The organism is Mangrovitalea sediminis (assembly GCF_002514725.1).
Taxonomy (GTDB): Bacteria; Pseudomonadota; Gammaproteobacteria; order Pseudomonadales; family Oleiphilaceae; genus Mangrovitalea; species Mangrovitalea sediminis.
The window spans coordinates 1-17,722 of sequence record NZ_NTLB01000006.1 but is presented as its reverse complement, the minus strand read 5'-3'; the positions used below and the strand labels follow the sequence as shown (position 1 = coordinate 17,722).

19 protein-coding genes and 4 tRNA genes are annotated in these 17,722 nt (G+C 58.5%); 10 read left to right on the top strand and 13 right to left on the bottom strand.

All coding sequences use genetic code 11. The annotated features are described in order from the left end of the window. Window positions 1–10: 10 nt before the first annotated feature. Window positions 11–367, top strand: a complete 357-nt coding sequence (locus CLR77_RS15195) for a hypothetical protein (RefSeq protein ID WP_097461537.1) — start codon at window positions 11–13, stop codon at window positions 365–367. Here CLR77_RS15195 and CLR77_RS15190 read toward each other — a convergent pair. The 6 genes from CLR77_RS15190 to CLR77_RS15165 form a co-directional block, all read right to left on the bottom strand. Further along, the gene (locus tag CLR77_RS15190) at window positions 364–1,395 is read right to left on the bottom strand and encodes a glycosyl transferase family protein (protein WP_097461536.1); all 1,032 of its coding nucleotides are present in this window, start codon (window positions 1,393–1,395) and stop codon (window positions 364–366) included. The two genes, CLR77_RS15195 and CLR77_RS15190, sit on opposite strands and share 4 nt — an antisense overlap. Window positions 1,396–1,403: 8 nt before the next feature. Next, window positions 1,404–1,718, bottom strand: a complete 315-nt coding sequence (locus CLR77_RS15185; RefSeq protein WP_097461535.1) for a TusE/DsrC/DsvC family sulfur relay protein — start codon at window positions 1,716–1,718, stop codon at window positions 1,404–1,406. 4 nt (window positions 1,719–1,722) lie between these two features. Beyond that, window positions 1,723–2,022, bottom strand: a complete 300-nt coding sequence (gene tusB, locus CLR77_RS15180) for a sulfurtransferase complex subunit TusB (RefSeq protein WP_097461534.1) — start codon at window positions 2,020–2,022, stop codon at window positions 1,723–1,725. After that, window positions 2,019–2,384 (bottom strand): DsrE family protein, encoded by a 366-nt coding sequence (locus CLR77_RS15175; protein ID WP_097461533.1) that lies wholly within the window; start codon window positions 2,382–2,384, stop codon window positions 2,019–2,021. Before CLR77_RS15175 ends, tusB begins: the two co-directional genes overlap by 4 nt. 20 nt (window positions 2,385–2,404) lie before the next feature. Continuing rightward, entirely contained in the window at window positions 2,405–2,800 is a 396-nt protein-coding gene (gene tusD / locus CLR77_RS15170; protein ID WP_227519947.1) for a sulfurtransferase complex subunit TusD, read from the bottom strand. A 108-nt stretch (window positions 2,801–2,908) separates the two neighbouring features. Then, on the bottom strand, window positions 2,909–3,523 hold the full coding sequence (locus CLR77_RS15165) for a Bax inhibitor-1/YccA family protein (protein ID WP_227519973.1): 615 nt from the start codon (window positions 3,521–3,523) through the stop codon (window positions 2,909–2,911). A gap of 255 nt (window positions 3,524–3,778) precedes the next feature. Between CLR77_RS15165 and CLR77_RS15160 the strand changes: the two genes are divergently transcribed. The 6 genes from CLR77_RS15160 (at window position 3,779) to CLR77_RS15135 (ending at window position 7,669) form a co-directional block, all read left to right on the top strand. Continuing rightward, window positions 3,779–3,869 (top strand) — tRNA-Ser (locus CLR77_RS15160). Between the two features lie 437 nt (window positions 3,870–4,306). Further along, window positions 4,307–4,960: a UvrY/SirA/GacA family response regulator transcription factor gene (gene uvrY / locus CLR77_RS15155; protein ID WP_097461530.1), complete on the top strand. Its 654-nt coding sequence runs from the start codon at window positions 4,307–4,309 to the stop codon at window positions 4,958–4,960. Beyond that, entirely contained in the window at window positions 4,944–6,791 is a 1,848-nt protein-coding gene (gene uvrC / locus CLR77_RS15150) for an excinuclease ABC subunit UvrC (protein ID WP_097461529.1), read from the top strand. Before uvrY ends, uvrC begins: the two co-directional genes overlap by 17 nt. Before the next feature lie 5 nt (window positions 6,792–6,796). Then, window positions 6,797–7,354, top strand: coding sequence for a CDP-diacylglycerol--glycerol-3-phosphate 3-phosphatidyltransferase (pgsA, locus tag CLR77_RS15145; protein WP_097461528.1), 558 nt, complete (start codon window positions 6,797–6,799; stop codon window positions 7,352–7,354). 121 nt (window positions 7,355–7,475) lie between these two features. Further along, window positions 7,476–7,551 (top strand) — tRNA-Gly (locus CLR77_RS15140). 44 nt (window positions 7,552–7,595) lie between these two features. Next, window positions 7,596–7,669, top strand: a tRNA-Cys gene (locus CLR77_RS15135). A 214-nt stretch (window positions 7,670–7,883) separates the two neighbouring features. Here CLR77_RS15135 and CLR77_RS15130 read toward each other — a convergent pair. From CLR77_RS15130 to CLR77_RS15110, 5 genes are all read right to left on the bottom strand, one after another. Continuing rightward, the gene (locus CLR77_RS15130; protein WP_097461527.1) at window positions 7,884–8,561 is read right to left on the bottom strand and encodes a type 1 glutamine amidotransferase domain-containing protein; all 678 of its coding nucleotides are present in this window, start codon (window positions 8,559–8,561) and stop codon (window positions 7,884–7,886) included. A 63-nt stretch (window positions 8,562–8,624) separates the two neighbouring features. Beyond that, window positions 8,625–9,662, bottom strand: coding sequence for an NADP-dependent oxidoreductase (locus CLR77_RS15125; RefSeq protein WP_097461526.1), 1,038 nt, complete (start codon window positions 9,660–9,662; stop codon window positions 8,625–8,627). A gap of 24 nt (window positions 9,663–9,686) precedes the next feature. Further along, window positions 9,687–10,844 carry an iron-containing alcohol dehydrogenase gene (locus CLR77_RS15120; RefSeq protein WP_097461525.1) on the bottom strand — a complete coding sequence of 386 codons (1,158 nt, stop codon included), beginning with the start codon at window positions 10,842–10,844 and terminating at the stop codon, window positions 9,687–9,689. Between the two features lie 101 nt (window positions 10,845–10,945). Next, window positions 10,946–11,545, bottom strand: a complete 600-nt coding sequence (locus CLR77_RS15115; RefSeq protein WP_097461898.1) for a TetR/AcrR family transcriptional regulator — start codon at window positions 11,543–11,545, stop codon at window positions 10,946–10,948. A 117-nt stretch (window positions 11,546–11,662) separates the two neighbouring features. Next, window positions 11,663–12,943 (bottom strand): O-acetylhomoserine aminocarboxypropyltransferase/cysteine synthase family protein, encoded by a 1,281-nt coding sequence (locus CLR77_RS15110; protein ID WP_097461524.1) that lies wholly within the window; start codon window positions 12,941–12,943, stop codon window positions 11,663–11,665. A 273-nt stretch (window positions 12,944–13,216) separates the two neighbouring features. Between CLR77_RS15110 and CLR77_RS15105 the strand changes: the two genes are divergently transcribed. After that, window positions 13,217–13,888, top strand: coding sequence for a hemerythrin domain-containing protein (locus CLR77_RS15105; RefSeq protein WP_097461523.1), 672 nt, complete (start codon window positions 13,217–13,219; stop codon window positions 13,886–13,888). 1 nt (window position 13,889) lies between these two features. On the opposite strand, the gene CLR77_RS15100 is transcribed toward CLR77_RS15105, so the two are convergent. Both CLR77_RS15100 and CLR77_RS15095 read right to left on the bottom strand, forming a co-directional pair. Beyond that, window positions 13,890–15,254, bottom strand: coding sequence for a GAF domain-containing protein (locus CLR77_RS15100; protein WP_198962792.1), 1,365 nt, complete (start codon window positions 15,252–15,254; stop codon window positions 13,890–13,892). Then, window positions 15,251–15,754 (bottom strand): hypothetical protein, encoded by a 504-nt coding sequence (locus CLR77_RS15095; RefSeq protein WP_097461522.1) that lies wholly within the window; start codon window positions 15,752–15,754, stop codon window positions 15,251–15,253. Before CLR77_RS15095 ends, CLR77_RS15100 begins: the two co-directional genes overlap by 4 nt. Before the next feature lie 255 nt (window positions 15,755–16,009). On the opposite strand from CLR77_RS15095, the gene CLR77_RS15090 reads away from it, so the two are divergent. Both CLR77_RS15090 and CLR77_RS15085 read left to right on the top strand, forming a co-directional pair. Further along, window positions 16,010–16,098: transfer RNA gene (locus CLR77_RS15090), tRNA-Leu, on the top strand. A 447-nt stretch (window positions 16,099–16,545) separates the two neighbouring features. Next, on the top strand, window positions 16,546–17,577 hold the full coding sequence (locus CLR77_RS15085) for an SIR2 family protein (protein ID WP_097461521.1): 1,032 nt from the start codon (window positions 16,546–16,548) through the stop codon (window positions 17,575–17,577). Window positions 17,578–17,722: the final 145 nt, after the last annotated feature.

Below are 17,722 nucleotides of genomic sequence, written 5' to 3'. Positions count from 1 at the left end.
GGAATGGCATATGTCAGCGTGGGCTTTGATGATGGTGCAGATTACGGTGCAATCGATTTTGACGGTGGTGTTGGTGTGGCTGACGCTGTGGCTGTTTCACCGCCTGATCCTGCGCCCTTGGATGGAAGCTAAACTTAAGGAAATCAAGGTATTGGGGGGCGATGTCGATCAGAAGGTCGCCAGTGGGGTCGAGGAGGGCATCGGTCGTGCACTCAGGCGCTTGCCCGAGAGCACGATCCGCGGCACGACCCGACAGATGATTCGCATGGGCAACGACCTGATGGAAGGCGGGCTCAGTACCTTGCTCGGATCGCCTTCGGACCTGAAGCGGCCGCGTCGCACCGGGAGCGATGACGGGGTTCGCTAGAAGCGCGAACGGTCCCGCGTTTGCCAGAGCCCCTCGGCCATTGCCAGCGCCTCAGCCTGTGTGTTCGCCCGTCCGCTTTCCTTGAGGGCGAGGGCGGCCGTGCCGACGATGGCGCCGGTCGCATACTCGTCCTCCAGGGTGCCGTTCCAGACGGCTCGCATCTGCCCGGCTCCGGGATTATCCGGTTTCACATGGCGGCGCTCGAACATGGGCGGCCAATCCTCCTGCGCGATGCTGCCCTCCCGGGCAAATGACTGGTACACCGTCAGGGATGTGTCCGGGTTGCGTTCGATTTCTCCCCCTTCACCTTTGATGACCGCAGCGCGCTCGTAGCCGAGCAGTTGACTAGCGGCCTGATGTAACGGCGCATAAGGCGGATGGAAGATACCCTGCATGACCAGGGGGGCATCCAGGGGGTTGAGCAGTCTCGCCAGTGAGTGTACGGGCGACCTCAGGCCAAGGATGGGGCGCAGGTCGATCAGCTCGGACATGGTCGGCAGGACCTGTTCCAGCGGCAGGTAGCAGAATCCCTGAAGGTCGATAAGGCGGGCGGCGTCGTACCAGTCCGTGGCCACTTCCAGTCCCAGTTCGCGAAGGATATCCGAGGTGTAGATGCGTCCGGGAGTATGTCCTTCGTCACCATGAATAAACACCCTAAGGCCTGCATCTGCCAGCAACTGTATGGCGAAGATGAACCAGGGAGCATGGCGTCGCTTGCCGGCATACGAAGGCCAGTCGATATCGACGGTGATGGGTGCTCCGGGCCGACAATAGTCACGTGCGGCATCTGCGAAGCCGGCGAGTTCCTCGGGGACTTCCTCTTTCACGCGCAGCAGCATCAGAAAGGCGCCGAGCTGCACCTGTTCGACTTCGCCTTTCAGGATCATGCTCATGGCATGGCGGGCTTCTGCCCGGGACAAGGCGCGCGAACCCCGCTTTCCTTTGCCCAGAATGCGTACATAGGGGGCGAAGGGATGCTCGCCGGGTTTGGGCTCGGGTAACGAATTAGACGTTTCGTCTTGAGACATGGGGGCCCTCACAGGCAGTTGGTGGGGCGGGGCAGGCCAGCGATCCGGCAGGCGCGTTTGGCCGGGCTACCCGGAAACAGTTGCATCAGATAAATGCTGTTGCCCTTGTCGTCACCCAGGGATGTCCGTACGGCCTTGACAAAAATCCGCATTGCCGGCGCCAGGTCGTGTTCTTCATAAAAACGTCGCAGTACCTGGATGACTTCCCAGTGGGCATCCGTCAGTTCCAACTGATCCTGTTCGGCCAACACTTTTGCGATTTCCGGCGTCCAACTGGTGGGGTCGGTCAGAAAACCGTCTTTGTCCGTTGAGGGAAGGCTCATTGTCTTACCAGGAAACGACGTTGTCGAAACGGGTGGTGAGTTCGACAAAGGCGTCGTAGTCAATCTGTTGGATGCCGCTGGGAAGGCGGGCTGTCAGGCTGCGGGCAGCCACATCCGGTGTCAGCGCCCATAAAGGCAGTCCGTCCTCCAGCGCCTGTCTCCAGTCCGGGTTTACAGCACAGAAAACGCCGTTTTCCAGCAGCAGGATGCCATGAGGGCCGGCTTCACTCGCGGAGGCGGCGGCCAGACACTGGCGAGCGCGCTCGCGGTCCGGGGTTTTATTCAATAGGTGAAGTGTACTCATCCGAACTGCAGGACCCGGTCAAAGCTGTTCATCATGGTGTCCACCTGCGAGGCCCCGGTCAGGGTGACCGGTACGCCGGTAGCGTCAGGATCAATGCCATATCGCTGCATATCTTCCCGAATCGCCAGGATGGTTTCCACCCCGTAGAGCCCGGCAGCACCGAGATTTTTGGCCAGATTCTTTTGTTCGATCGCATCCGGCCGTTGGTCTGCGGCGAGCCCGTTCACTGCCGCGCCCCGCAACAACAGCGTAACGGACTGGTCGAAGGCGGCCAGGGCGAGTGCGACATCCAGCGCTTCGCGGCAGGCCAGGCTGCCGTATGGCGCGGCGTCAACGACAATCAGGTAGCTGGGTTGGCTCATGCTTCGATCCAATCAGGGTGTCAGGCCGGTCCGAAGTGGATCAGGCGATCTGCGTCGTTGCCGGCCGAAACCAGTTCACCGAGTCCGGCGATTTGCCAGGGGGCGGTCACATTGAAGTGGGCCTTTTCATAGCGTCCCGCCTCCCGTTCGTCGATCAGGCCCCGGCGAAGGGCGGATGCCACACAGACAATGGCTTCCACGTCCTCCTGTTCGATCCAGGCGCTCCAGCGCCGATACCAGTTGGCTTCGTCACTGGGGGGAGTGCTCAGGGCATTCGCCAGATGGACGCCATCGCCGTAGAGGAACACCCGGATGACGTCGTCGCCACGCTTGCGTGCCGCCTCACAGAAGGACAGGGCGGTTTGCGGGGCCTGGCTGCTGTAGGGCGCGCCGGTAATCAGGATAGCGAACTTCATGGGCATGCCTGTAAGACGGTGTCGATACGATGTGGGGTGCACACTTTGCAGACAGTATAACGAAAGACGGAGCCCATGAGGGCTCCGTCCCGGTTCTCTACGCCGCGCTTAGTTGCGTGAAGCGCCCAGGATCTGGAGCAGGCTGACGAAGAGGTTGTACAGTGCTACGTAAAGCGTGACGGTCGCGATGATGTAGTTACGCTCACCGCCGTGAATGATCTCGCTGGTCTGGTAGAGGATAACGACCGACGAGAACAGCGTGAAGCCGGCTGCGATGGCCAGGTGCAGGACAGTCGTCTGGACAAAGATGCCCAGCAACACAGCGCCCAGCAGGACAAAGAAGCCTACGGTGATGAAGCTGGCCAGGAAGCGGAAATCCTTTCGGGTGATCAGTGCGATAGCCGACAGGCCAACGAAAGCGATAGCGGTGAGCGTCAGGGCGTTGGCCACGACGGTCATGGCACCCGCCTTGGCGAACATGCCAATGATCGGACCCAGGGTGTAACCCATGAACCCGGTAAGCGCGAAGACGCTCAGCAGGCCCCAGGGACTGTTCTTCAGGCGATAGGTCACGAACAGCAGCCCGTAAAAGCCTACCAGGGTGACCAGCAGCCCGGGCGGTTGTGCGCCCATGCTGAACCAGGCGACGAGCGCCGAGAAACCAACGGTGAGCCCCAGCAACATATAGGTGTTGCGCAGAACGGAAGCGGCGCTGGGGGCCATACTCCGGGAGCTGTCGATACTACCGTAACCCGTCGCAAGGCGGGCCCGGTCGCGGGAAAGCTCATTCTGTTGTCTGTCTTGCATGTGTTGCTCCTGACTGGACTCAATCTACAGCCATAATAAGGCCAAGCCGAAAACTTTCAATGCTTTGTGGCCAACTTGTAATCTCCGGCGTTGACAGGCTGAGGGAATTCAGTATCATTCCCGTGCCGCTGCTGAGCGGCAGTCTTCGTATTACGACGTGAAAAAGTTTCTGGAGGGATGGCAGAGCGGTTGAATGCACCGGTCTTGAAAACCGGCAAGGGTTTATAGCCCTTCCAGGGTTCGAATCCCTGTCCCTCCGCCAAACGAAAAGCCCAGACGAAAGTCTGGGTTTTTTTTTGGGGGTTTATCGTGGGAAACGGAGGCTTCCTGACACGGCCGGCGCGGTGCTATTTTCTCCTTTGCCCAGCATCAGTCCTTTCCTGCGCCTTCGCAGGGGCGTACGCTGTCGAACAAGGCCACTCCTGAAGCCGGGCTGCGCTGACAAAGTTTGTGATGTCTCTGTGGGACGGCTGGGTCCGGCGATTATTGGTTTGTAATAATGTGGCTGCTAGAATGCGCCCGCCAGACAGGTCGAAGGGTGTCTCCCGGTTTTGTTAAGGAGCGTGTCCGAGTATCCAAACCGGGTGCATTATTCGACTATACTGGCATAACCCTGAAATGGACTTACGGGTAGTGGCACGGTCCCAGCATCTGGCGACCGATGACTGGCCACCGGTCGAATGGCAATGAGGTGCAGCGTTGATCAAGGTCCTTGTCGTAGACGACCACGAGTTAGTGCGTGCCGGCATCACACGAATGCTACAGGACAGCACGGATATCGAAGTAACCGGAGAAGCGTCCTCCGGTGAGGAAGCGGTCGACCATGTGCGGGAAACCCGTCCCGATGTGGTCTTGATGGATATCCGCATGCCCGGCATCGGGGGCCTCGAGGCCACCCGCCGAATTCTTCGTATCGATGACGATATCAAGGTGATCGTCGTCACGGCCTGCGCCGACGATCCCTATCCGACGCGGGTCATGCAGGCCGGCGCCACGGCTTATGTGACCAAGGGTGCGGACCTGCGCGAAATGATCCGGGCTATCCGCATGGCGCATACCGGCCAGCGTTACATCAGTCCGGAAATTGCCCAGAAGATGGCGTTCAAGCAGTTGGGCGACCAGCAGGAGCCGGAACAGTCCGCATTCGACCGCCTGTCCGAGCGGGAATTGCAGATCGCCATGATGATCGTTGACTGCAATAAGGTTCAGGAAATTTCCGACAAGCTTTGCCTCAGTCCCAAGACCGTCAACAGCTATCGGTACCGCATATTCGAGAAACTGGACATTTCCAGCGACGTGGAGCTGGCGTTGATGGCGGTGAGGGTCGGATTACTGGATGCCAACAAAGTCTGAAACCCCGGTTTTCGACCACAAAGCCTACCTGTCCCGCCTGACCGAAAGACCCGGCGTCTACCGAATGCTCGACGTGGCGGGCGATATCCTCTACGTCGGCAAGGCCCGCAACCTGAAAAATCGCGTCAGCAGCTACTTCCGCCAAAGTGGCCTGTCGATCAAGACGCGCGCCCTGGTCAGCCGAATCGCCGATATCGAAGTCACGGTGACCAACAGCGAAACCGAGGCGCTGCTGCTTGAACAGAATCTGATCAAATCGCTGCGCCCGCCTTATAACATCCTGTTGCGGGACGACAAGTCCTATCCCTATATCTACCTGTCGTCTCACGAAAAATACCCGTCGCTGACCTTTCGCCGCGGCAGGAGCAAGCGGGCCAAGGGGCAGTTTTTCGGGCCTTTCCCCAGCTCGGCTGCGGTTCGCGAGAGCCTGAATATCCTGCAGAAGTTGTTCAAGATCCGCCAGTGCGACAACAGCTACTTCAACAACCGTACCCGGCCTTGCCTGCAATACCAGATCAAGCGTTGCACCGCTCCCTGCGTCGAATATATCTCGCCGGAGGAGTATCAGCGGGATATCCGCCATGCGGCGATGTTTCTGGAGGGGCGTAATCCTGCCATCATGGATGACCTGCTGGCGGCGATGAAGGCGGCGGCAGAGGCCTTGGAATTCGAAAAGGCCGCTCGTTACCGGGATCAGATCAACAATCTCCGGCATGTCCAGGAACAGCAGTCCATCGAGGCGGCCGGAGGCGATGCCGACATCGTGGCGCTGACCCAGGATGCCGGTGTGGTCTGCGTGGTGGTGATTATCGTGCGCGGTGGCCGGGTGCTGGGTACCCGCCATTATTTCCCGCGCTATTCGCTGGAGCAGGATGATGGTGAGCTGCTGAGCGCTTTCCTGGGGCAGTACTATCTTGCCGGTGATGCCCAGCGGGAGATTCCTCATGACATCCTGGTCTCGGTGGCGTTGCCCGAGGCGGAATTGCTATCCCAGGCCTTGTCCCAGGCGGCTGGCCGTGAAGTGAGTGTGCGCGGTAACGTGCGCGGTGAGCGGCGCCGTTGGCTGGATCTCGCCAAGACCAACGCCCAACAGACCCTGATCAGCCATCTGGCGAGCAAGGAAACGGTCTACCGCCGCATGCTGGCTCTGCGGGACCTGCTCGAGCTGGAGCAGATTCCCCAGCGCATGGAATGTTTCGACATCAGCCACAGCCACGGCGAAAATACCGTGGCTTCCTGTGTGGTCTTCGACGAGAACGGGCCGCTGAAGTCGGACTACCGTATCTACAACATTGAAGGCGTTACCGCGGGCGACGACTATGGCGCCATGCGCCAGGTCCTGACACGGCGCTATCGCAAGGTGGCGCAAGGTGAGGGCAAGCGTCCCGATCTGGTGTTCATCGACGGCGGCAAAGGGCAGTTGAACGTTGCCAGGGAAGTATTCGAATCGCTAGGGATTCAGGATATACCGCTGATTGGGGTCGCCAAAGGCGTAACCCGCAAGGCGGGGATGGAAACCCTGGTGGATGCGCTGACCGACGAGAGCTTCCGGGTTGCACCGGACTCGCCGGCGTTGCATCTCATCCAGCATATCCGCGACGAAGCGCACCGCTTTGCCATTACCGGCCACCGGCAGCGCCGGGACAAGAAACGGCGACAGTCCACCCTGGAAGGTATCGAGGGTGTAGGCCCCCGAAAACGCCGTGACCTGATACACTACTTCGGCGGCATCCAGGAGATCCGCAAAGCCAGCATCGAAGAAATCGCCAAAGTCAAAGGCATCGGCAGCGGTTTGGCGGAAGCCATCTACGCAGCCCTGCATAATGAGTGAACCGGATGAATTTGCCGAATATCCTGACCACTTCCCGAATCATCATGATTCCTGTGTTTGTGGTCCTGTTTTACGTTCCTGCCGGCTGGCATTTACTGGCGAGTGCCGCCATCTTCGCCCTGGCCGCCGTCACTGATTGGCTCGATGGTTACCTGGCAAGGCGCTGGGACCAGATGACGCCCTTTGGGGCCTTCCTCGATCCGGTTGCCGACAAGCTGATGGTGGCTGTCGCCCTGGCGGTTCTCATCGAAGAGCACCACAACCTGCTGCTGACACTGCCGGCCATGATCATTATCGGCCGCGAGATCGTGATTTCCGCACTGCGGGAATGGATGGCCGAAATGGGCAAGCGGGCGAGCGTGGCGGTGTCCTTTATCGGCAAGATCAAGACCTCGGCGCAGATGCTCTCCATTATCATGCTGCTGGCGAATCCGCCTCATACGGCCCTGTCTGGTGTCGGCGTCGTCTTGTTGTACTTTGCAGCGACACTGACGTTGTGGTCGATGATCCTCTATCTGCGGGCTGCCTGGCCGGACCTTTTTCCGCGGATGATCAAAGAATAATCAATCAGTTAGCGAAAGGCACTCAGGGGACATCAATCGGTAAAAAAGGTTGACACCCCACGGGGATTCATTATCATAAGCGCCACTTTCGCAGAGCACTTGATCAGGGCACTGCAGAAAAGCGGGAATAGCTCAGTTGGTAGAGCACAACCTTGCCAAGGTTGGGGTCGCGAGTTCGAGTCTCGTTTCCCGCTCCAGATTTCAGAAAACCCCGGCACAAACCGGGGTTTTTGCCTTAAAAGGCGCGGTGGCAGAGTGGTCATGCAGCGGACTGCAACTCCGTGTACGCCGGTTCGATTCCGACCCGCGCCTCCATTTCCTTCAAAGATCCCCAGCTAGCCCGGTAGGGCGCAATAACTGAAAGGCATTGCGCCGCATGAGTCTCGGTCATAATTCGATGACCGTTTCAGACGCAAGTGCGCTCTTTTCCCGCATCTTTGAACGCAAAACGGCCGCCAAGCCGTCACTGGCTCTTTGTCTGAGCCAGATCCAGCCTGAACAGCCGTTGCTTACAGCGTGCTTATTTACGTTACTTCAACAATTCCAATACGGCATGTGCCGCCGCTTCCGAGGACGCCGGGTTCTGGCCGGTGACCAGATGACCGTCAGTCACGGCATGGCTCTGCCAGTCTGCGGCTTGGCTGTATTCGCCGCCGTTGGCTTTCAGCATGTCTTCCACCAGGAAAGGCACGATCTCGGTGAGACCGACAGCCGCTTCTTCTGTATTGGTGAAGCCGGCGACACGCTTGCCTTTGACAAGGGGCTGGCCGTCAGGCGCCTTGGTGTGACGCAGCACGCCGGGCGCATGACAGACTGCACCCACGGCTTTGCCGTCGGCGTAGAAGGTTTCGATCAGGCGAATCGAATCGGCATCTTCGGCCAGGTCCCAGAGGGGGCCATGTCCACCGGGGTAGAACACCGCGTCGTAGTCGTCAGCGTTAACGCTGGCGAGGGGCTGGGTGTTGGCCAGGGCTTTCTGGGCGTCTGCGTCCTGACGGAAGCGTTCTGTGGCCGCGGTCTGGGCGTCCGGTTCGTCGCTTTTCGGGTCGAGTGGCGGCTGACCGCCTTTCGGTGACGCCAGGGTGATATCGGCGCCCGCATCCTTGAAGACGTAATAGGGCGCGGCGAACTCTTCCAGCCAGAACCCGGTTTTGTGTCCGGTGTCGCCGAGTTGGTCGTGTGAGGTTAATACCATCAAGATTTTCATTCAGAACTCCTTTACGGTCTGGGAAGGGCAAGGCCTGCGGGCCAGGCCCATCCGGGGGTGTGATCAGCTGTCGGCGCCGACGCGTATGACCAGCTTTCCGAAGTTTTTGCCTTCAAGCAGGCCCATAAAGGCCTTCGGTGCGTTTTCCAGACCGTCGACGATCTGTTCGCGATACTGGATCTTTCCTGCGCTCAGCCATTCGGTCATATCTTTGGCGAACTCGTTGTAGCGATGTCCATAGTCGTCGAAGATGATGAAACCTTTGATGGTGAGGCGCTTGGTAAGAATGTTGCGCATCAGCACGGCGGTGCGGTCAGGGCCTTCGGGTAGTGATGTCGCGTTGTAATACGAAATCAGGCCGCAGACCGGAATGCGAGCGGCGGTGTTCAGCAGGGGCAGCACAGCGTCAAACACCTTGCCGCCGACGTTTTCGAAATAGATATCGATTCCCTGCGGGCAAGCCTTTGCCAACTGCTCGGCGAAGTCGTCGGCGTAGTGGTCGATACAGGCATCGAATCCCTGTACTTCAACCGCATGGCGGCATTTTTCCGCGCCGCCGGCGACACCCACCACTCGACATCCCTTGATTTTGCCGATCTGGCCGACTGTGGCGCCAACCGGACCTGTGGCGGCGGCCACGACCAGCGTTTCTCCAGCCTTCGGTTTGCCGATATCCAGCAAGCCCATATAGGCGGTGAAACCGGGCATGCCGAGGATGCCCAGGGTGTAGGAGGGATTCGTCGGCGCCTTGCCCAGTGGCGTCAGGCCGGTGCCGTCGGAGAGGGCATAATCCTGCCAGCCACTGTAGGCCAGCACCCAGTCCCCCTCGGCATAGTCGGGATGTTCGGAGGCGACAACGCGGCTGACCGTGGCGCCCACCATCACTGCGTCAATCTCGACCGGTGCGGCGTAGGAAGGCGCATCGCTCATGCGGCCACGCATATAGGGGTCCAGCGACAGGTAAACGCTGCGCAACAGGACTTCGCCGCTTTTGGGCGTCGGAACCGGAGCTTGTTCGAGCCGGAAATCCTCTGGACTCGGTGCACCCTTGGGGCGTGAGGCCAGCACGATCCGGCGATTGGTTTCGCTTGTCTGTGTCATCGTTAATCTCCTTTGGATCCGGTTTTAGAGGCAGGCTTCGAGGACGCGGCGACTGGTCGCCAGGTCGACATCGCGGTGTTCGCCGAGTTTGACCATGCCGTGGGTTTTCAGTTGCTCGACCAGCGGCTCGACAACGTCGCTCCCCAGGTTGTAATCGCTCAGGCGGGTCTTGACGCCCAGCGATTCAAAGAAGTCCCGGGTACGGACGATCGCCGCATCGATACGCTGCTCTTCGTCGCCGTTGGTCAGACCCCAGACCCGCTCTGCATACTGCAGCAGCTTTCCGCGTTTGGCGTCGCGGCGTTCCTGGAGCATGGCGGGGAGTACGATGGCCAGCGTCTGGGCATGATCGAGACCGTGCAGGGCGGTGATTTCGTGGCCGACCATGTGGGTGGCCCAGTCCTGGGGAACACCGACGCCGATCAGTCCGTTCAAGGCCAGGGTCGCAACCCACATCAGGTTGGCGCGCACGTCGTAATTCTTCGGATCGCTCAGGGCTAAGGGGCCCAGTTCGATCAGGGTGGTGAGCAGCCCTTCGGCAAAGCGATCCTGTACCGGTGCATTCGCCGGGTAGGTCAGGTATTGCTCGGCGATGTGGACAAAGGCATCTACGACACCATTGGCGACCTGACGGGGCGGCAGGGTGTAGGTCTTGGTGGGATCGAGAACGGAGAACTGGGGGAAGACCAGGGCGTTCTTGAACGGCAGCTTGGTTTTGGTGGCTTTACGTGTGACGACACTGCCGTCGTTCATTTCGGAACCGGTAGCGGGCAGGGTCAGAACCGAGCCGAACGGCAGCGCCTGGGTGATTTTCCGGCCGCCTGTTTCAAGGATGCCCCAAGGATCGCCGCTGTAATTCACTGCGGCTGCCACGAACTTGGTGCCATCGATGACGGAGCCGCCGCCGACGGCCAGCAGGAAGTCGAGCTCTTCAGCACGGACCTGTTCTACAGCCCGCATCAGCGTCTCGTAACTGGGATTGGGTTCAATACCGCCAAAATGCTTAACATGGCGCTCACCCAGTGCGGCCTCGACTTCCGCCAGCGTGCCGTTGCGACGGGCGCTTTCGCCGCCGAACAGGATCAACACCCGTGCCTGTTCCGGCACCAGGCGGTTCAGCTCTGCAATGCGGCCTTCGCCAAATACAATCCGGGTGGGGTTATAGAATTCGAAATTTTGCATGTTTTATCGGCTCCTCATGAGCAAGTGAAGCGGTCTAAGCGCGTTTAATAGACCAGTCGTCTAGATTTGCGTGCTAAAAATACCCGCCATAAGGCGGGCATTCAGTTTTTTGACAGTTGATCGCCCAGTAGTTGGCGCGTCATCTCCAGGGCCTGCTTCAGTGGCTCGCTGGTACGATGTAGCTTGGTCAGCAAGCTGGCGCCCAGCCATAGCTCATAGAGCAGGGTGGCGACCGGTAGGGGGTCCAGAACCGGGAGCGACTTATCGGCAACGCCGGCCTCGATACAGCCCGCGAGGCGGCCGATGATCTGGTCGGTACCATCGCGCAGCGTGAGGCGCATCGATTCCGACAGGTCGGCAACTTCCGCGCTGAGCTTGACCACCAGGCATTGCTGCTCGTGGCAGGGGCCGTTATAGCTGCCGAGCCAGTGTTCCCAATACCCCATCAGGCGCTCACGCGCCGGCCGGCTGTCATCGTTGAAGCTTTGATCGACCAGGGCAAGGTAGTGTTTGAAGTAGTCTTCCAGCAGAGACTGACCGAACTGCTCTTTGGACTTGAAGTAGTGGTAAAACGACCCCTTGGGTACGCCCGCGGTCTGAAGGATTTCATTCAGACCCACACTGGAAAATCCCTTGCCCGCCATAATGCGGTGCCCGGTATCCAGGATATGTTGTCGGGTGTCGTCGTAAGCCGTTTTCATGGCGGCCATACTACGCAGGATTAGACCAGTCGTCTAGTGCTTTTTGAAAGGGAACCACAGGGATGGTGGATAAAGACCGGGCGTGACTCGGGGAATTCGAGTCACGCCCGGCGTCGATCAGCCTACGGTTACCGCTTCCAGGGCCTGATCGATATCCGCCAGGATGTCATCGATATGCTCGATGCCGACAGAAATCCGAACCAGATCCTCAGAGACGCCCGCAGTTTTGAGTTCATCCGGGCTGAGCTGGCGGTGCGTGGTCGTGGCCGGGTGGCAGGCGAGAGACTTGGCGTCGCCAATGTTCACCAGACGCAGGATCATCTTCAGCGCGTCGATAAATTGCGCACCGGCCTCCCGGCCGCCCTTGATGCCAAAGCTGAGAATGCCTGAAGCCTTGCCGCCGGTGATCTTCTGGCAGTTGGCGTAATAGGGACTGTTGGGCAGCGCACCATAGTTCACCCAGGCGACTTTCGGGTGCTGCTCCAGATGGGTAGCGACCTTGAGGGCGTTTTCGCAGTGGCGTTCCATCCGCAGGCCCAGGGTTTCCAGGCCCTGCATCAGCAGGAAGGCGCTATGGGGCGAGAGCGCGGCGCCGGTGTTGCGCAGCGGCACGACGCGGCAGCGACCGATATAGGCCGCCGGACCCAGGGCTTCGGTATAGACCACGCCGTGGTAGGACGGATCGGGCTCGTTCATGATCGGGAAGCGGTCCTTGTGCTTGGCCCAGTCGAACTTGCCGGAATCGACGATGATGCCGCCGACGGTGGTGCCGTGGCCGCCGATATACTTGGTCAAGGAATGAACGACGATGTCCACGCCCAGGTCGAAGGGGCGGCACAGGTAAGGCGTTGCCACGGTGTTGTCCACGATCAGCGGCACGCCGTGCTTATGGGCGATATCGGCCAGGGTTTTCAGGTCGACGATGTTGCCGGCCGGGTTGCCGATGGATTCGCAGAAGACGGCCTTGGTCTTGTCGTCGATCAGCTTTTCGAGGCCGTCAAAATCATCGAAAGAGGCCATTCGCACGTCGATGCCCTGGCGCGGAAAGGTGTGCGCGAAGAGGTTGTAGGTGCCGCCATAGAGTTGGGTCGTGCTGACGATGTTGTCGCCGGCCTCGGCAATACATTGTATTGCGTAAGTGATCGCCGCCATGCCCGACGCCAACGCCAGGGCGCCCACGCCACCTTCCATCGCAGCGATGCGCTGTTCGAGCACGGCCGTCGTCGGGTTCATGATGCGGGTGTAGATATTCCCCGGCACCTTCAGGTCGAACAGGTCAGCACCGTGCTGGGTGTTGTCGAAGGTGTAGGAGGTGGTCTGGTAAATCGGTACCGCCGCCGACTTGGTGGTGGCTTCCGATTCGTAGCCGTGGTGCAGGGCGAGAGATTCGAGTTTCATGGGTTGTCCATTCATCCGTTGATTATCGTTTTTTCTGCGAGCGGCGATACCGGCAACGAGGCCGCACACCGGTGGAAAGACCAACGTTAGCGCCTGTAGGGACGTGGGTAAAGAGCCAAGGATCAGGACTGTGGCGCCAGTTAAGGAACTCTTAGGGTTTGCTTAGCCAATATTTAGCAACGCTTGCATGCGCGGGGCCATAAGATGCCTTCCATGCCGGACGCCATCAACGACCACCGGCCCCAAAAACGTAGATTCAAGGAGGGATAACCCATGCAAGCAATGATTCCGCGCTACGATATGTACGCCTTCATCCACAAAGCCTTGCGCGCCTTTATGACCGATACCCTGTTATCGATGGGCCGCATGGACTGTGAGGATGATGCCGATACCGCTGTCACACTGGGCCAGGTCCGAGGTTTGCTCGAGATGTGCCGCGCTCACCTGGATCACGAAAACCGCTTCGTCCACACGGCCATGGACGCCCGGGCACCGGGTTCGGCAGACCGGGCTGAAAAGGAACACCGCGAACACCTTCGCGTGATAGACCTACTGGAGACGGATGTCTTCGCCGTCGAGCATAGCCACGGGGAGAAGCGCGAACACGCCGCGGGCCAGCTGTACCGTCAACTGGCCGTGTTCGTGGCGGAGAACCTGGAACACATGCAAATGGAAGAAACCGATAACAACCGTGTGCTCTGGGCGCTCTACACCGATGAGGAATTACGGGCGATCGAGGGCGCTATCGTGGCGTCTCAGCCGCCTGAGAAAATGATTGCCACCCTGCGTTGGATGTTACCGGCACTCAATCCTTCCGAGCGGGGCCTGCTGATTGGAGGTATGCGTCAGGGGATGCCGGCCGAGGCGTTCCACGGCATGCTGGAGGTACTGCGCCCGCTGCTGGGCAGTGGCGACTGGTGCAAGCTGGAGCGCGTGCTGGCCTGATTCATGGGGTGACCGTGGAGTCGTCGCGCGGCACATCAACCAACCGCACGGGGCGCAGGACCACCAGGCGAAATCTGCCGCGCCCCGTTTTTTCAATGCGGAGGCAGTGACTACGCTCTGCCAGTCGTCGCTGCAGCAGGATCAGTCTGGCTTCCAGATTGTCGTCGATATCCGGTAGGCCGAGGGATCGGTCCAGGCGCAATTCCCGGTTACTGTAGTCTGTGCGTTGTTCGTTCACATAGCCCTGCAGTAAGCGCCAGAGAATGGCACCTGCCACGCCTTTGATCAGGTAGTCTTCTTCTATAAAGAGGCTATGGTCCCCCGCGTAATGACGCACGACCAGTAAGGGGCCTGCGCCTGGCATGATGGCTTGAGGCGGCGCCTCGTCCTCGTCCTGGCATTCGCCCGTTTGCTGCAATCCCAGCGTCGCCAATCCCAGTTGAACCGCAATGGAGACCAGCGCATCCTCATCATCGTAGGTGAAGCGCAGGTCTTCGGGGCTCTCCACATAGAGCACCCCGCGCACACTGCCCGCCGAGAGGATCGGTACAGCAAGCTGGCTGTGCGGTTCGGTCAGCCCGGGGAAGGGGATTGCGGTTTCAAGAAGCTTGAGGTCTCCGTCTGCCATGGCCTGGTTGCGCATGGCGAGGCTGTAGCTGTACTCGGATGTCATGTGGTTGATGCGGATCGGCGTCTGGTGCTCGGCCGCGACGCCGATGACTCCGCAGCCCAGCGGGATTTCCGATCCAACGCCTGAAGCCTGGTATCCCCGGCTCGCCACCGTAAACAACTTCTGGGCCTGCTGATCCAGCATCAGCACCATGCTGTAGTGGATATCCAGATCGTCTTCGAGATCGGCGAGCGTTTGATCGAGCAGGCTGGACAGGTCGGTACAATTGGCTATCCGCAGGGACAGTCTGCGCACGGTCGACAGGCCGTTGCGCGGTCGTGCCGGTGCCGCGACGGTTGCTCCCGGCACCTGCTCGATATCCAATACCCGGTAAACATCGGCCCCTTGCAGCCTGAACACACCGCTCATGCCGGTGTGGGAGGCAATCCCGGCCAGCTTGGCCTTCATGCTCTGGAACAAGGCGCCCTCGGCTTCGGTTCGCAGGTAGAGCAGGGCCAGCCGGTAACGTGCAGCGGTATCCGGGTGGATCACGTAGGCCGTGACATGGGGGTTGGCCAGGATGTTTTCGCGGGTTTTGTTGAAGAATTGGAACGACAGGCCCACATGCTCGTTGTCGATGTAGGTCATCTGCGAGACATAGGTGATATTGGGCTCGCCAGTCGCATCGCAAGTGGCCAGCGCACAGGGAATCACCCCTTCAAGACAGCCCCGGATCATGTCCAGCCTGACGGTCACGGTACATTCTCCATACGGTGTCCTGCCCGCGGTCCGGGCGTCTGTTCGAAGACCGCGTCCGGCAGGAAACGCACTGCGTCTACATTCTCCCAAACGACCTGAAAGAAAGTGCGCAGCATGGTATCCGGAAACCCCATGCCAACCAGCTCTTCGCGGATTCGTGTCAATTGGCGTTCGATTAAAGGATGCTCTTCCGCTTCACACGGCCGCACCTCAACGAGCTCGCCCTTGATTTGAATGGTTTGGTGGGTGAGTGGACGAGAGAAGACGACGGCCAATCGCCGGCATTTTTGAAGATCGCGCAGGAGATCCAGTGCCTGCTCCCGAAGCAGAAACAGGACCACGGTGGCATCGTCCAGAACCCGGCACGCCAGGCACCGGGTCAGCGACGGCACATGACGGATATCCCGTGACGCCAGACTAATGGACAGCCCCTGCTGCATAAAGGCGGTCAGCGCCGGACTCAACAGGGGCGCCGGCTCCCCCTGCATCTTTGACATGACCGTTAATCCGAGGAGGAATTGGCTAAATTATGAACGTAATGCGAGGCATTAGACTATCTGCAGAATGAGAAAATTTTCGGGCAGGCGCGATGGACGACTCGGCAGGGAAGGGCGCTGCGGCGCAAATGCCCGGGTTTGCCGGGAAATTTGGGGCATCTTCGAAATTGCTTTTAAAGACCTCGCCTTATACAATTTCGCCGCTTCAAACACTTCGTCAAAGGCGCGCCCCAGGCGCAACGCCTCTCCCCAAAGGCCCGGGTGGCGAAATTGGTAGACGCAAGGGACTTAAAATCCCTCGGAGGGTTACCTCCGTGCCGGTTCGACCCCGGCCCCGGGCACCAGTAAAATCAAAAGCTTAAGAGCATTTTTCGCTTCTGTGGATCGCTGAGAAAACAAGGACTTTATACCGGTGTAGACGTGGTGTAGACACTTTGGGAGGCAGTTTTGTTCTACGCAATACCAAATTTGGCAATTTCCCGGTTCAGGTATACGAAGCTTTCATCAGTTAACTAAACGAATGAGTTGCTGTTCGAGCTCAGCGGAAGCATATACTATTCAAATTGACTGTCGCTTACATCGTCACGAGCGGTCTTGAAAGAGACTACTCTTTTTAAGTCCGTTTTGGCTGTTGAACAGTAATCCAATTTTCATCGGCTGCAGGGCGCGAAAGCATCGAAGAAACTGCGGCAGACGAACCTACGAAGCCTCAAAAGTGCCCATTATTTTAGTAAGTGAACCATCAAGCGGGTGTTTTTTGGTCAACTGCTCACAGGACGTGCTATCTAATAATGGAATTATCCGATCTCAAAAAAATTCTACAAGACCATTTTACTGATGGCCTCGCTATTGTCGTTGGTTCTGGGCTTTCGGCTGCCGAAGGGATTCCAGGCATGTGGGACTTGGCTCAGCATCTCTTATCTGTGGTGCCAGCGAGTCTACCAGTTGGCAGTGAAAGTGCTTGGTCTGCGATTGAAGCTGATCTCAAGGCTGGCATTGACTTAGAAAGCGCACTTCTTAAAACGGCGCCGCCAGACGCACTAGAGGCGATAATCGTTACGGAAACGGCTGGCCTGATAGAGTCGTATGAGGCAAAAATTCTTGAGGAGGTCTTGGCTGGAACCAGGGAGCTTCGATTTAGTTCGCTCCTCAAGCATATCGTAAAGCCGTCCTCTGGTGTGCCGGTTGTGACGACGAACTATGATCGGCTCGTAGAGGTAGCGGTGGAATTCTGCGGCATGGGTGTTGACGTCTTGTTCTCCGGCCAGAATATTGGCAACTTTGACCCCAAAGAAAGCAAGGCAAGTCTATGTCGCGGAGTCAAGAAAACCAAAAGCTTTGTTTATCTTACTTTTAAACAACACATAACGGTTTTAAAACCTCATGGAAGCTTGGATTGGTTCCTGCGCAATGGTGAGCCAATCCGCTGTACGTTGGGGCAACTTGGGAGAAAGCTCTTAATCACGCCAGGAGTGAATAAATTTCGTGGTGGTTATGACAGGCCATTTGATGCCCACCGCGAGAGAGCGAATCGAGAGATCGATAAAGCGTCCAGATATTTGATTCTGGGTTATGGCTTCAATGATGACCATTTACAAGTCCACCTGGATCATCAACTCCGGTCCGGGAAGCCCGCTGTCCTCCTAACTAGATCCTTGTCGTCAAACGCCAAGAGGATTGCAGCCGAAAGTCCAGGGATGACGACGATTTTCCGAATTAATGACGACCAGTTCGGGATTCTTAATTCCGGTAATGAACTCGCTTTCAATGGACCGCCAATCTGGGATCTTGGCATTTTTGTGAAAGAGGTTTTAGAGCCATGACCAAACCTGCACTTTCCTTCACCGAAGAAGTGAATCGCCACCAATTCTCTAGACACTTCCCAGCCGTTCCTGATGACGCCGCTCATACTCTACTGGCGATAACTGCTCATTAGAACCATGGCGGCGTCGGTTGTTATAGAACATC

Bases quoted from the DNA above. Each gene is read 5' to 3' on its own strand.
- CLR77_RS15195 (WP_097461537.1), top strand. From the start codon at position 11: ATGTCAGCGTGGGCTTTGATGATGGTGCAGATTACGGTGCAATCGATT.
- CLR77_RS15190 (WP_097461536.1), bottom strand. From the start codon at position 1,395: ATGTCTCAAGACGAAACGTCTAATTCGTTACCCGAGCCCAAACCCGGC.
- CLR77_RS15185 (WP_097461535.1), bottom strand. From the start codon at position 1,718: ATGAGCCTTCCCTCAACGGACAAAGACGGTTTTCTGACCGACCCCACC.
- tusB (WP_097461534.1), bottom strand. From the start codon at position 2,022: ATGAGTACACTTCACCTATTGAATAAAACCCCGGACCGCGAGCGCGCT.
- CLR77_RS15175 (WP_097461533.1), bottom strand. From the start codon at position 2,384: ATGAGCCAACCCAGCTACCTGATTGTCGTTGACGCCGCGCCATACGGC.
- tusD (WP_227519947.1), bottom strand. From the start codon at position 2,800: ATGAAGTTCGCTATCCTGATTACCGGCGCGCCCTACAGCAGCCAGGCC.
- CLR77_RS15165 (WP_227519973.1), bottom strand. From the start codon at position 3,523: ATGGCCCCCAGCGCCGCTTCCGTTCTGCGCAACACCTATATGTTGCTG.
- uvrC (WP_097461529.1), top strand. From the start codon at position 4,944: ATGCCAACAAAGTCTGAAACCCCGGTTTTCGACCACAAAGCCTACCTG.
- pgsA (WP_097461528.1), top strand. From the start codon at position 6,797: ATGAATTTGCCGAATATCCTGACCACTTCCCGAATCATCATGATTCCT.
- CLR77_RS15130 (WP_097461527.1), bottom strand. From the start codon at position 8,561: ATGAAAATCTTGATGGTATTAACCTCACACGACCAACTCGGCGACACC.
- CLR77_RS15125 (WP_097461526.1), bottom strand. From the start codon at position 9,662: ATGACACAGACAAGCGAAACCAATCGCCGGATCGTGCTGGCCTCACGC.
- CLR77_RS15120 (WP_097461525.1), bottom strand. From the start codon at position 10,844: ATGCAAAATTTCGAATTCTATAACCCCACCCGGATTGTATTTGGCGAA.
- CLR77_RS15115 (WP_097461898.1), bottom strand. From the start codon at position 11,545: ATGAAAACGGCTTACGACGACACCCGACAACATATCCTGGATACCGGG.
- CLR77_RS15110 (WP_097461524.1), bottom strand. From the start codon at position 12,943: ATGAAACTCGAATCTCTCGCCCTGCACCACGGCTACGAATCGGAAGCC.
- CLR77_RS15105 (WP_097461523.1), top strand. From the start codon at position 13,217: ATGCAAGCAATGATTCCGCGCTACGATATGTACGCCTTCATCCACAAA.
- CLR77_RS15095 (WP_097461522.1), bottom strand. From the start codon at position 15,754: ATGTCAAAGATGCAGGGGGAGCCGGCGCCCCTGTTGAGTCCGGCGCTG.
- CLR77_RS15085 (WP_097461521.1), top strand. From the start codon at position 16,546: ATGGAATTATCCGATCTCAAAAAAATTCTACAAGACCATTTTACTGAT.